General features: G+C 70.3%; 11 protein-coding genes. 6 read left to right on the forward strand and 5 right to left on the reverse strand.

Annotated features, from left to right (window positions below; translation table 11 throughout):
- Nucleotides 1–2: 2 nt before the first annotated feature.
- Nucleotides 3–329: a divalent-cation tolerance protein CutA gene (cutA, locus tag LMH63_RS00910; RefSeq protein ID WP_229332678.1), complete on the reverse strand. Its 327-nt coding sequence runs from the start codon at nt 327–329 to the stop codon at nt 3–5.
- A gap of 271 nt (nt 330–600) precedes the next feature.
- Here cutA and groES point away from each other — a divergent pair, with 271 nt between their 5' ends.
- The 6 genes from groES to LMH63_RS00940 all read left to right on the forward strand — a co-directional run bounded on the left by groES (nt 601) and on the right by LMH63_RS00940 (nt 8,055).
- A complete protein-coding gene (groES, locus tag LMH63_RS00915) occupies nt 601–891 on the forward strand; it encodes a co-chaperone GroES (protein WP_109676381.1) in 291 nt (96 codons plus the stop codon).
- A 64-nt stretch (nt 892–955) separates the two neighbouring features.
- On the forward strand, nt 956–2,602 hold the full coding sequence (gene groL / locus LMH63_RS00920; RefSeq protein ID WP_109676380.1) for a chaperonin GroEL: 1,647 nt from the start codon (nt 956–958) through the stop codon (nt 2,600–2,602).
- Nucleotides 2,603–2,945: 343 nt separating this feature from the next.
- Nucleotides 2,946–5,879, forward strand: a complete 2,934-nt coding sequence (glnE, locus tag LMH63_RS00925) for a bifunctional [glutamate--ammonia ligase]-adenylyl-L-tyrosine phosphorylase/[glutamate--ammonia-ligase] adenylyltransferase (protein ID WP_109676378.1) — start codon at nt 2,946–2,948, stop codon at nt 5,877–5,879.
- Nucleotides 5,876–6,799, forward strand: a complete 924-nt coding sequence (locus LMH63_RS00930; protein WP_109676375.1) for a branched-chain amino acid transaminase — start codon at nt 5,876–5,878, stop codon at nt 6,797–6,799. The genes glnE and LMH63_RS00930 overlap by 4 nt, the downstream gene beginning before the upstream one ends.
- A 17-nt stretch (nt 6,800–6,816) precedes the next feature.
- Entirely contained in the window at nt 6,817–7,071 is a 255-nt protein-coding gene (locus tag LMH63_RS00935) for a zinc-finger domain-containing protein (RefSeq protein ID WP_109676531.1), read from the forward strand.
- 30 nt (nt 7,072–7,101) lie between these two features.
- Nucleotides 7,102–8,055 (forward strand): LpxL/LpxP family acyltransferase, encoded by a 954-nt coding sequence (locus LMH63_RS00940; RefSeq protein WP_109676373.1) that lies wholly within the window; start codon nt 7,102–7,104, stop codon nt 8,053–8,055.
- Nucleotides 8,056–8,270: 215 nt separating this feature from the next.
- Here the strand turns inward: LMH63_RS00940 and LMH63_RS00945 are convergent, their stop codons facing one another.
- The 4 genes from LMH63_RS00945 to LMH63_RS00960 form a co-directional block, all read right to left on the reverse strand.
- Entirely contained in the window at nt 8,271–8,927 is a 657-nt protein-coding gene (locus tag LMH63_RS00945; RefSeq protein ID WP_109676371.1) for a sulfotransferase family 2 domain-containing protein, read from the reverse strand.
- A 172-nt stretch (nt 8,928–9,099) separates the two neighbouring features.
- Nucleotides 9,100–10,248, reverse strand: coding sequence for a glycosyltransferase (locus LMH63_RS00950; protein ID WP_229332679.1), 1,149 nt, complete (start codon nt 10,246–10,248; stop codon nt 9,100–9,102).
- On the reverse strand, nt 10,245–12,065 hold the full coding sequence (gene asnB, locus LMH63_RS00955; protein ID WP_109676369.1) for an asparagine synthase (glutamine-hydrolyzing): 1,821 nt from the start codon (nt 12,063–12,065) through the stop codon (nt 10,245–10,247). The genes LMH63_RS00950 and asnB overlap by 4 nt, the downstream gene beginning before the upstream one ends.
- The gene (locus tag LMH63_RS00960; RefSeq protein ID WP_109676367.1) at nt 12,065–13,213 is read right to left on the reverse strand and encodes a glycosyltransferase; all 1,149 of its coding nucleotides are present in this window, start codon (nt 13,211–13,213) and stop codon (nt 12,065–12,067) included. Before LMH63_RS00960 ends, asnB begins: the two co-directional genes overlap by 1 nt.
- Nucleotides 13,214–13,216: the final 3 nt, after the last annotated feature.

Here is a 13,216-nt window from a genome sequence, read left to right on the forward strand (position 1 = left end):
GGTCAGGCGTCTCCCGCGGTCTCTTCGCTCACCCACTGCAGATAGCCGGCGAGGCCAGTCTGCACGGGGACCGCGACGATCTCCGGGAGTTCGTCCGGGTGCAGGGCAAGTACGGTCCGCTCCAGCCCCGGATACGCGTCGCCGGTGGTCTTGGCCACCAGCAGCAGCTCCTCGTCGTGCTCGATGCGGCCCTGCCAGCGATAGACGGAGGTGAGCCCCGGGATGATGTTCACACACGCCGCGTGCCGGCCCTCCACCAGGGCGTCGGCGATGCGCTCGGCGACGTTCCGGCTGGGACAGGTGGTGAGGGTGACGATGCGCTCGCTCACCGGAAGTCCTCCTCTGCGGCGCAAGTCGGGTGGCATTGGTGTCCAGGTGCCCGGCCGTGGCCGGACCTGCGCGGCGCAATGGTGCCGCTGAACGGGCTTGAATTGTACCACCGCCGGCCCCAACACCCGACGCAGCCGCCGCCCGGCGGGTATTGACGGCCTGACTGCGGTCAATATCATTAGCACTCACCAGCGGCGAGTGCTAACAACCGGTCCGCCGGGGAACGGCACGCGAAGCTGATCACCAACAACGGGACAGGGAGAAAGGCCGATGAATCTTCGCCCTCTGCACGATCGAGTAGTCGTCAAGCGAATGGAGGAGGAGCGCACCACCCCCGGTGGCATCGTGATCCCCGACAGCGCCGCCGAGAAGCCCATCCGGGGCGAGGTGGTCGCCGTGGGCACGGGCAAGCGCCTGGACAACGGCGAGGTGCGCCCGCTCGACGTCAAGGTGGGTGACAAGGTCCTGTTCGGCAAGTTTGCCGGCACCGAGGTCAAGCTCGGTGAGGACGAGGTCCTGGTCATGCGCGAAGACGACGTGATGGCGGTTATCGAGGGCTAGTCAGCCTCCTGCTGACAGGCCTTAGCGATCCCGACAGAATCCGGATACGAAGAGGAAGACGAATATGGCAGCCAAAGATGTACGTTTCGCCGAGGACGCCCGTCATCGCATGGTCGCGGGCGTCAACGTGCTCGCCAACGCGGTGAAGGTCACCCTCGGCCCGCGCGGCCGCAACGTGGTGCTGGAGAAGTCCTTCGGTGCCCCGACCGTGACCAAGGACGGCGTCTCCGTCGCCAAGGAGATCGAGCTCAAGGACAAGTTCGAGAACATGGGCGCGCAGATGGTGAAGGAGGTGGCCTCGCAGACCTCCGACGCGGCCGGTGACGGCACCACCACCGCCACCGTGCTCGCCCAGGCCATCCTGCGCGAGGGCATGAAGGCGGTCGCCGCCGGCATGAACCCGATGGACCTGAAGCGCGGCGTGGACAAGGGCGTCACCGCGGCCGTGGAGGAGCTGAAGAAGCTCTCCAAGCCCTGTGACACCGACAAGGCCATCGCCCAGGTGGGCGCCATCTCCGCCAACTCCGACACCGCCATCGGCGAGATCATCGCCGACGCGATGAAGAAGGTGGGCAAGGAAGGCGTCATCACCGTCGAGGAGGGCACCGGCCTCGAGAACGAGCTGGATGTCGTCGAGGGCATGCAGTTCGATCGCGGATACCTGAGCCCCTACTTCATCAACAACCAGCAGAGCATGGCCGCCGAGCTGGAGGACCCCTACATCCTGCTCTGCGACAAGAAGATCTCGAACATCCGGGAGCTTCTGCCGCTGCTGGAGAGCGTGGCCAAGTCCAGCCGCCCGCTGCTGCTGGTGGCCGAGGACATCGAGGGCGAGGCCCTGGCGACGCTGGTGGTCAACAGCATCCGCGGCATCGTCAAGGTCGCCGCCGTGAAGGCGCCCGGCTTCGGTGACCGCCGCAAGGCCATGCTGCAGGACATCGCCGTCCTCACCGGCGGCACGGTGATTTCCGAGGAAGTGGGTCTCACCCTCGAGAAGGCGACGCTGGACGACCTTGGCACCGCCAAGAAGGTGAACGTCTCCAAGGAAGAGACCACCATCGTCAACGGCGGCGGCCGGGCCGACGAGATCAAGGGTCGCGTCGAGCAGATCCGCAAGCAGATCGAGGACGCCACCTCCGACTACGACCGCGAGAAGCTCCAGGAGCGGGTCGCCAAGCTCGCCGGCGGTGTCGCGGTGATCAAGGTCGGCGCCGGTTCCGAGATCGAGATGAAGGAGAAGAAGGCCCGCGTCGAGGACGCCCTGCACGCCACCCGTGCGGCGGTCGAGGAGGGCATCGTCCCCGGCGGCGGCGTGGCGCTGGTCCGTGCGCTCAAGGGCCTTGACGGCGTGAAGGGCGACAACGAGGACCAGAACGTCGGCATCAGCATCGTCCGGCGCGCCCTCGAGGAGCCGCTGCGGCAGATCGTGTACAACTGCGGCGAGGATTCCTCGGTGGTCGTGAACAAGGTTCGCGACGGCGAGGGCAACTTCGGCTACAACGCCCAGACCGAGGAGTACGGCGACCTGGTCGAGATGGGTATCCTCGACCCGACCAAGGTCACCCGTACCGCGCTGCAGAACGCGGCCTCCGTCGCCGGCCTCATGATCACCACCGAGGCGATGATCGCCGAGCATCCGAAGGATGACGACGACAGCGCCGGCGGTGGCATGGGCGACATGGGCGGCATGGGCGGCATGGGCATGATGTAAGCCCGGCCCCCGGTGCCCAAACCAAAGCCCCGCCCCGTGCGGGGCTTTCTGTTTCCGGCTCCGGCGCGTGGCACGTTGCGCGCGTGGTTGTTCAACACAACGACACCACGGGCACAACGATGCACAACGGGGGGATAGACCAGGCTTTCGCCGCGACGAGGGCCGAGGCCTTCAATCGACGGTCGCGGCAGCGTCTGTCCCCCGCAATACAACGTCTCTCCTCGTTGTGAGTCGTTGTGCCCGTTGTGTCGTTGTGTTGAACAACAAGGCCACGACCCGGCGTGGAGCACAGGTAGCGGGAAAGCGATTGTCCACGGCAGGTTGCGCCGTCTAAGCTCCGGCCATGGATATCGACACCCTCCCGAAGCCCGTGGCCCAGGCGCTCGCAGCGTTGCCGGAGAATCTGCAGGCGCCGGTGCGCACGGCGCTGGAGCGCCTGCCCGACGACCCCGGCCTGCCTCCGGACGACGCCGTGGCGGCCGAGCTGCCGCGGGTCTGGGCCATGAGCGAGTTCGTGAGCCGCGTCTGCCTGCGTAGCCCAGGCCTGCTGCCGGAGCTGGTGGCCAGCAGCGACCTCGCCGCGGACTACGGCGAGCAGGGGCACCGGGACCGCCTGCGGGCGCGGCTCGCGGACGTCGCCGACGAGGCCGGCCTGCACCGCACGCTGCGCCGTTTCCGCGAGCGGGAGATGCTGCGCATCGCCTGGCGCGATCTCACCGGCCGCGCCGGGCTCGAGGAGGTGCTGCGGGATCTCTCCCGGCTCGCCGACTGCTGCCTCGACGAGGCCTTGGAGCACCTCTACGCCGCGCTCTGCGAGCGCTGGGGCACGCCCCGCAATGCCGACGGCGAGGCCCAGCGCCTGGTGGTCCTCGGCATGGGCAAGCTCGGCGGCGAGGAGCTCAATTTCTCCTCCGACATCGACCTGATCTTCGCCTACCCGGACGTCGGCGAGACCGATGGCGAGCGCCCCCGTACCAACGAGGAGTTCTTCGCGCGGCTCGGGCGCCAGCTGATCGCCGCGCTCGACCAGCAGACGGCGGATGGCCAGGTGTTCCGGGTCGACATGCGCCTGCGCCCTTACGGCGACAGTGGCCCGCTGGCGATGAGCTTCCCGGCCATGGAGCTGTACTACCAGGAGCAGGGCCGCGAATGGGAGCGCTATGCGCTGGTCAAGGCCCGGGTAGTGGCCGGCGACCAGGCACAGGGCGCGGAGCTGCTGAAGACGCTGACGCCCTTCGTCTACCGGCGCTATCTCGACTATGGGGCGCTGGAGTCCCTGCGCGAGATGAAGGGGATGATTGCCCGCGAGGTGAAGCGCCGCGGCCTTGCGGACAACATCAAGCTCGGCCGCGGCGGCATCCGCGAGGTGGAGTTCATCGGCCAGGCCTTCCAGCTCATCCGCGGCGGCCAGGCCCCGGAGTTGCGCGAGCGCCGCCTGCTGCCGGTGCTGGATTACCTCGCCGAGCACGGCCAGCTGCCGCCCCGGGCGCGGGACGAGCTGGCGGCGGCCTACCGCTTCCTGCGCCGCACGGAGAACCGCATACAGGCCATGCATGACCGCCAGGGCCACGACCTGCCCGCCGCCGAGCCCGACCGGACACGGCTGGTGCTCGCCATGGGCGCGCGGGACTGGTCGAGCTTCCGCGCCGAGCTGGACGGCTGGCGACGCAAGGTGCAGGGCCACTTCGATCAGGTCTTCGTCGCCCCGCAGCAGGAGGACGATGCCGAGAGTACCGATGCGCCCGACCTCCCCGACGTCTGGCAGGGGCTGCTGGACGAGGAGACCGCGGACGAGGTTCTGGCGGCCGAGGGCTTTGCCGAGCCGGCGCGGGTGCGCCAGCGGCTGCTGCAGTTCCGCGATGGGCATAGCGTGCGCGCCCTGTCCGCCCAGGGCCGCACGCGACTGGACCGGCTGATGCCCATGCTGCTGGCCGCCGCCGCCGGCGCCGACCACCCGGACGCCACCATCGAGCGCCTGCTCGCCCTGCTCGAAGGTATCGTGCGCCGCACGGCCTACCTGTCACTGCTCAACGAGCACCCCATGGCGCTCTCGCAGCTGGTGCGTCTCGCCGGCGGCAGCCCCTGGATCGCGCGCTTCCTCGCCCTGCACCCGATGCTGTTGGACGAGCTGCTGGACCCGCGCACCCTCTATGCCCCGCTCGGGCGTCAGGCTCTGGAGCGCGACCTCGCCGAGCGCCTGGAGGCCGTGGGTGCGGACGATCTCGAGCGACAGATGGAGGTGCTGAGGCACTTCAAGCAGAGCCACGTGCTGCGCGTCGCCGCCGCGGACCTCGGCGAGGCCATTCCGGTGATGCTGGTAAGCGACTACCTCACCGACATCGCCGAGGTGGTCCTGGAGGCAGTGCTGCGGCTCGCCTGGCACCATGTGCGCAGCCGCTACGGCGAACCGCACCGCGAGGATGGCGATCCCGCGGGCTTTGCCATCGTCGCCTACGGCAAGCTCGGCTCCTTCGAGCTCGGCTACGGCTCCGACCTGGACCTGGTGTTCCTGCACGACCCGGTACCGGCGGGTGCCGCCACCGACGGCGACAAGCCGGTGGAGCCGGCGGTGTTCTTCGCGCGCCTCGCGCAGCGGATCATCCACATGCTGAGCACGCCCACCCCGGGCGGCGTGCTCTACGAGGTGGACACGCGCCTGCGCCCGAGCGGCAAGTCGGGGCTGCTCACCACCAGCCTCGAGGCCTTCGCCGACTACCAGCGCCGCCAGGCCTGGACCTGGGAGCACCAGGCGCTGGTGCGGGCACGGGTGGTCGCCGGCCTGGAACGCCTGGCCGAGGGCTTCCGCGAGGTGCGCCGGGAGATTCTCACTCAGCCTCGGGATCGGGACGAGCTGCGCGAGTCCGTCCGCCAGATGCGCGAGCGCATGCGCCGGGAGAAGGCCGCGCGCAAGCCAGGCCTGTTCGACCTCAAGCAGGAGCGGGGCGGTATCGCGGATATCGAATTCGTGGTTCAATACGGCGTGCTGGCCGGGGCCTCGGACTACCCCGGCCTGCTGCGTTACACCGACAACATCCGCCTTCTCGACGAGCTCGAGCGGGGCGGCGTGCTCGCCGCCGAGCACACCCGCGTCCTCGCCGACGCCTACCGCGCCTACCGCGGCCGGCTGCACCGGCTCACCCTCCAGGAGGCCCCGGCGCTGGTGCCGGAGGACGAGATCGCTGAGGCCCGCGCCGCGGTCACCGACGTCTGGGAGCGCGTGATGGGCGGGGAAGCGGCCGGCGAGCCGGCGACCGATTCCAAGGAGAGCCGCGCATGAGCATGGCCGACCGCGACGGCGTGATCTGGATGGACGGGGAGCTCGTCCCCTGGCGGGACGCCCGGATCCACGTCCTCACCCACACGCTGCACTACGGCCTCGGGGTTTTCGAGGGTATCCGCGCCTACCACACCGATCAGGGGCCGGCGGTGTTCCGCCTGCCGGAGCACGTGCGCCGCTTCTTCGACTCCGCCAAGATCCTCGGCATGACGCTGCCCTGGAGCCAGGTCGAGGTGGCCGAGGCCTGCCGTCAGGCGGTGCGCGAGAACGGCCTCAAAAGCGCCTATATCCGGCCGATGGCCTTCTACGGCGCCGAAGGCATGGGCCTGCGCGCCGACAATCTCCAGGTCCACCTCATCATCGCCGCCTGGGAGTGGGGCTCCTACCTGGGCGCCGAGAACATCGAGCGCGGCATCCGCGTGCGCACGTCCTCGTTCGCGCGCCATCACGTCAACGTCACCATGTGCCGGGCCAAGGCCAACGGCCATTACATCAACTCCATGCTGGCGCTGCAGGAGGCGGTGGCCTGCGGCTACGACGAGGCGCTGCTGCTCGACACCGACGGTTTCGTCGCCGAGGGCTCGGGGGAGAATTTCTTCCTCGTGCGTGATGGCGTCATCCATACCCCGGAGCTCGCCTCCGCGCTCGCCGGCGTCACCCGCGACGCGGTGATGACGCTGGCCCGCGAGGCCGGCTACGAGATCCGCGAGCGGCGCATCACCCGCGACGAGGTCTACGTCTGCGACGAGGCCTTCTTCACCGGCACCGCCGCGGAGGTCACCCCCATCCGCGAGCTCGACGACCGCCCCATCGGCGAGGGCCGCCGCGGCCCGGTCACCGCCGACCTCCAGGAGCGCTTCTTCGCCCAGGTGGAGGGCCGCCGCGAGGCCCACCCGGAATGGCTCACCCCCGTGGCCTGACCCAGCAGGAGCATATCGTGCCGGATCCGCAGACCCACGACCGCAAAGACCTCATCCAGCCCAACGCAGAGCATCGCTACGAGGTGACGGTGGACGACCTGCCGCTGTCCTGCCCGATGCCCGGCATGTATCTCTGGAACAGCCACCCGAAGGTGTACATCCCGATTCACAAGACCGGTGAGGGCAAGTGCCCCTACTGCGGTGCCGAGTACACCCTGCGCGACTTCGATCCGAAAGACCCCGCGCTCGCCGAGCACCACCGCCGGGAGTGATCGCAAGCCCCGCCCGCGCTTCGCTGTGCCATGCCGGCTAGCACCCCCTCGCCGGGCCTCCGCGCCCGCTTGCTGGAAGGCCTGCTCCGGGCGGTCGCGCGGTTGCCGCTGCGCTGGCTGCACGCCCTGGGCAGCGGCCTCGGCCGGCTCGCGGACCGCTTGCCCAATGCGGAGCGCCACACCTGCCGGGTCAATATCGAGCTCTGCTTCGGTGACCGTCCGCTGGCCGAGCGCCGGGCGCTCGCCCGCGCCGCGCTGCGCGAGTCCGCCAAGGGCCTGACGGAGCTCGCCGTGTTCTGGTATCGGGCGCCGGCGCGCAACCTGGCGCTGGTGCGGGAGGTGCAGGGCGCGGAGGTGCTGGAGGCGGCCCGCGCCGGGGGCCGCGGCGTGCTGATCCTTGCTCCTCACCATGGCGCCTGGGAGCTGCTCCAGGTGTGGGTGGCCGCGCGCATGCCGCTGCATGCGCTCTACCGGCCCCCGCGGCAGCCCTATCTCGAGCCGATCCTGGTGGGGCGCCGGGCGCGCACGGGCGCCCGCCAGTGGCCCGCGGGCACCGCCGGCGTGCGCGGCCTCCTGCGCGCCCTGCGCAACAACGAGGCGGTGGGCGTGCTGCCCGACCAGCAGCCGCCGGGGGAAGGGGTCCACGCGCCTTTCTTCGGCGTGCCGGCCAAGACCATGACGCTGTTCTGCAAGCTGGCGGCGCGCAGCCGGGCGCCGGTGGTCATCGCCTGGGCCGAGCGCCTGCCCCGGGCCTCCGGTTACCGCCTGCACTTTTGCAGCGTCGAGGAGCCGGTCACCGATCCCGACCCGCTGCGTGCCGCCACGGCGATGAACGCCGCCATCGAGCGCATCGTCCGCGAGCGCCCCGAGCAGTACCAGTGGACCTACCGCCGCTTCTCCCGCCCGCCCGCGGGCGAGACCAACCCCTACAAGCGCTGGGTGAGCCGCGACGGCTGGCTGTCACCTAGGGAATCTGCGCCGTAGGTCGTGCGCCGCAACGCGGCGTGCGACGTCCCGCGTGCTGGCTGCCATCACGGTCGGCCGGATAGCCCTTGGCTCTTCACCGGAATGCGGCGCGAAGCGCGGCGCATTCGGCGCGAGGCCGCGCCCCCAAGGGGGTGCATAATCCCGAGGCGGCGGGATTGGCGTGTGGGCGCGGTGCCCTCGCCGCGAATCCCGGGCCCGGTGTCACCCCGGGATCAAAAGCTATACCCGAACTCCTCGATATCCCGCGCGTAGTGCTTGGCCACCAGCGCGCGCAGGTCATCGTCGTAGTAGTCCCGGTAGCCGCGCCGGTCCGCTGCCTTGCGCCGGTGGGGCAGCGGCGGCGGCTCGATACCGATGCGGGCGCAGGCCTCCCGGAAGTCCGCCTCGAGGTTCTCGTAGCGGGCCACGTAGTCGACGATGCGTCGGCCCTCCAGGTCGCACAGATACTCCCACTGGCGCTCCTGGGAGATATCGAAGAGGTAGTCCGTATCCCGCGCGGGGTCGAACTTGTGCCGCAGAAACGCGGCGAAGTCGCCGATCCCCTCCATGCGCTGCGGATGCTCCCGGCGCAGATGATGAAACGAGCTCACCTGCAGATCCCACGGGTTGCGCACCACCGCGAACTTGAAAAGCCCCTCGTAGACCTCCGCGGGCAGCATCTCCTTCGCCGCGATGGCCTTGGCATGACGCGGGAACTTGATGCCCAGCGCGTGCTTCGGGCGGGTCATCTGGCTCATGACGCTGCACAGCGCCAGCGGCGCCGTGTACGGCCAACCCCACCGGTAGCGCCGCAGTGCCGCGCGGATGCTGGTGCCGCCGGTCTTGGCAATGTGCACGAACAGAAAGCGGTGGGAGTAGGAGATCAGCATAGGGAGGCTTTTCGGGTTTCCGTTTCCTGTCTCAGGCTGCGCCCGCACCGCCTCGGATACGCTGGCCGTGCACGCGCAACCTTAGCCCGGGATCCGTGGCAGGCAAACCGATACCATACCGGTCATCGGGCGCGCTGGTGAGAGCGGCGCCCTCGCCGCGAACTCCCCAACGTCAGTCACCCAGGGGCGACCGCTCCGCCTCCGCTTGCGCCAGCCGCAGGGTCTGCAGGTATCCCCGCGCACTAGCGGCCACCGTGTACTCCGCCGCTGCCTCGCGCAGCGTCTCCGCGGGTAGCGGCGCCTCAAGCGTGCGATGCATGGCTTCGGCAAGCGCGGCGGCGTCGCCCACCGGCACGAGGTGTCCGTAGCGCCCGTCCTCGAGCAGCTCCCGCGGGCCGCTCGGGCAGTCGGTGGCGACCACCGGCGTGCCGCAGGCGATGGCCTCGGTGAGCACGTTGGGCGAGCCCTCCCAGGCGGAGGAGAGGACGAACAGGCTGGCGCGAGCCATCCAGGCCCAGGGGTTCTTCTGGTGGCCTGGCAGTGCGACGTCATCACCGAGCCCGAGCTCCGCGATCGACCGCTCCAGCGCCCCGCGCTCGCCGCCCTCGCCCAGGATCACCAGCCGGGCGGGCCGGTGACGCCGTAGCGTCGCGAACGCGCGGATGAGGGTAGGGAAGTCCTTCTGCCTCGTGAGCCTCCCGGCGCCGAGGATGACGGGCACCTCGGCGCCCGGCTGTAGCCAGGGGTGATCAACCGGTGCCTGGGCCTGCATGGCCAGCTCGGGCGTGACCACCGGGTTGCGCACCACGAGCACCCGCCCCGCCGGCAGTCCGGTGATCGCCCGGGTATCCTCGGCGACGCCCTCGGAGACGGCGACAATGGCGTCCACGTCCCGGTAGAGACGGCGCATGGGTGCCTGGCGCAGCCAGCGCCGCAGGGCACCCTGCCCTGCAAGGGCCGCGGAGAGATTGGTGCCGAGCCGCCCGACGATGCGCGTCTCGACGCCGGCAAGACGGCGGGCGGAGACCGTCGCACGAATGGCTCGGTCCTTCGCCGTGAGCACCGCATCGGGGCGCTCCCGCCGCAGATAGCCGGCGAGCGCGCGTGCCGCCAATGTGCTGTGCCGCAGGCCGAGATCCACCACCCGCACGCCTTCGGGTACGCGCTCGCGGGGCAGGTTGCCGGCGCGGATCGGGATCAGGTCGATGGCAAGCTCCGATGGGCCCTCCGCCTGCAGGCCGGCCAGCAGGTTCAGGACCATGCGCTCCACGCCACCAGCCCCGGAGAACGCCATGACGACGGCCAGGCGCGGGCTGCTCACGAGGCTTCCTCGATCAGGGCGATGGGATCCGCTCCGGCGTCGGGCCGCGCGCCGTCGCCGTCGATGAACATCCGGTGCCAGAGGGCGAACTGGAACACCGCGAAACCGGCCTGGCTGAGCCGGTCGGCACGGGCATCCGCGGCGAGCAGCCGGCGGACGCCCTGCGGCCGCAGGTGGGCCCGCACCGCCGGATGGTCCGGCAGTGCCCGGCCCAGCCGCGCCAGGCGCTCGCCTGCAACCTGGCTGCGGAACGGCACGTGGAAGCCGCGCTTGCGCGCGAAAAGCGCGCCCCGGTCCAGGTAGCGCGAGGCCCAGTGCTTGAGGAACCACTTGCCCTGCCCGTCGCGGACCTTGAGATGATCCGGCAGAGCCAGCCCGAACTCCACCACCCGATGATCCAGGAAGGGCACCCGGCCCTCGATGCCGTGGTGCATGAGCATGCGGTCCGCCTTCACCAGCAGGTTGTCCGGCAGTGCCGTCATCAGGTCCACGTACTGCCGGCGCTGAAGGTCGCTCCAGTCGCCCGGGGCTTCCTGCCAGGCGCGGATGAACGGGTCGCGGCTCGCCCGGTCGGCGGAGAGCAGGGCATCACCGTACAGGGCGCGCTTGAGCCGCCCGGGAACGGTGCCGCGGGTGCGGAAGCCGCCGCTGCCGGGGCGCAGCAGCCGCTTGGCGAGCGTCTCCAGGCGCCCGGGGTGGTAGCGGCCATAGCCGGCGAAGGCCTCGTCCCCGCCCTCGCCGGAGAAGATCACCTTGTGCCGGCCCGCCGCGCCCTCGGCGAGCAGCAGGGTGGGCAGGCTGGCGAAGTCCCGCATCAGCTCGTCCGCGGCCCAGACCGAGGCCGGCAGGGCACCGAGCAGGGCCTCGATCGGCGGGCGTACCGGATGGAAGGCGACGCCGAAGCGCCCGGCTACGGCCTGCGCCAGCGGCAGCTCGTCGGTCATGCCGTGGCCCTGGAAGCCGACGCCGTAGGCCTCCAGCGGCTCGTTGTGCAGGTCGGGCAGGCGCGCGCAGAGGATGCTGGAGTCCACCCCGCCGGAGAGGAACAGGCCGATGGGCACATCCGAGCGCAGATGCTCCCGCAGAACCTGCTCGAAGAGCCCGTCGAAGGCCTCCTCCGCCTCACCGAGGGAAAGCGAGGCGGGTCGGACGTCCCGCGCGCGCCAGTACTGCCAGCGCCGCTCGATCGCGCCATCCCGCAGCCACAGCGCTTCCCCGGGCAGCACCCGCTCCGTGTCCGCCCACAGCGTGCGCGGGCCCGCCGCGAACTGGTGGGCGAAGTACTCCGCTAGGCCCTCGGGATTGACCTCCGGCCTCCCGGCGAGCGGCCGCAGCGCCTTCAACTCCGAGCCGAAGGCGAACCCATCGCCCCGGCGGCGCAGGAACAGCGGCTTGATGCCGAGCCGGTCCCTCGCCAGCAGCACCGCCCCGCGCGCCCCGTCGCGCAGGGCGAAGGCGAACATCCCGTGCAGCCGCTCCAGCACCGCCTCGCCCCAGGCCAGATAGCCCTGCACGATCACCTCGCAGTCGGAGTGCGTGCGGAACCGGTAACCCATCGCCTCGAGCTCAGTCCGCAGCTCGACGTGGTTGTAGATCTCACCGTTGGCCACCAGTACCAGCCGCCCGTCGTCCGAGGTGATGGGCTGATGACCCCCGGCCAGGTCAATGATCGACAGCCGCGTATGCGCAAGCCCGATGCTGCCCTCCGCCCAGACGCCGCGGTCGTCCGGGCCGCGGTGGGCGAGGGCCGCGAGCACCGGAGCAAGCGCGCCCGGGTCAACGGCGTCACGGAGACAGAGGCCGGCGATGCCGCACATCAGGCATCGTCCCCCGATACCGCGCCCATGGCCCTCAGGTAGGCCAGGGCACTCGCCTCCAGCTCGTATGGTCGGGCTGCCGCCCGCAACTGGTCCGGATCGGGCGGAGCGTCAATCAGCGTGCGCAGGGCGTTCGCCAGTGCTGCGTCGTCGCCCATCGGCACCAGCGGGCCGTGGCGCCCGTTCCCGAGAATTTCGCGGGGGCCGCTCGGGCAGTCGGTGCTGACCACGGGGGTGCCGCAGGCCAACGCCTCGATCAGCACCACCGGGGCTCCCTCCCAGCGCGACGTCAGTGCGAAGGCGCTGGCATGGGCCATGTACATCTCCGGACGGCTGACGAAGCCTGGGAAGTCGACCTCCTCGGCAACGCCCAGCTCGCCGGCTACGCGTCTCAGCCGCTCGAGGCGGCCGCCGCGGCCGAGGATGACCAGCCTTGCGGGACGGTTCTGACGCAGCCTCGCAAACGCACGCAGGAGAGTCTCGAAGTCCTTCCTGCCGCAGAGCTCACCGGCACCCACGATCACCGGCACTGATCCATCCCGGAACCAGGGGTGGTCCGGGCGCGGAATCGCCCGGAAGCGCTCCGTATCGACAATCGGGCTGGGGACAGCGGTCACGCGTCCGTCCGGCCACCCGGCAAGCCGCTCCAGATCGTCCGCGGCCTGGCGTGAAGGCATGATCACGGCGTCCGTCGCGGGATAGAGATGACGGAAACACCAGCGCTCGAAGACCCGATCGAGACGCCCACGGCTTGCCAGGTCGACGGACACTGTCGTGCCTATGCGAAGCGCAAGCCGGGTGGTGGTACCGCTAAGCCAGCGGGCGGTAAGCGCGATCCGATTGACCTTGTACTTGTCGGTAAGCAGGCAATCCGGACGTTTGCTCCTCAGGTAACGGACCAGTGCCGGTAGCGCGGTATTCACGTGTTCGGCCGGTAGCGAGACCTGGCTGACCTCGGATAGCTCGGGCGTCTCCGGCAGATAAGGGCCGTGATCGCGGATGCGCAGCAGCTCGGGCCGGTACCCGAGGCGCACCATCCCAGTCAGGAGGTTGGCCACCACCCGGTCCACGCCGCTATGGCCGGAGGTGGCCATGAACAGCGCAAGCGTCACGCCGCTAGCGGAACCCTGGCACACGCTGGATGTCATCGC

Origin of the sequence: Spiribacter halobius, from assembly GCF_020883455.1 — a bacterium.
GTDB classification, from domain to species: Bacteria; Pseudomonadota; Gammaproteobacteria; order Nitrococcales; family Nitrococcaceae; genus Sediminicurvatus; species Sediminicurvatus halobius.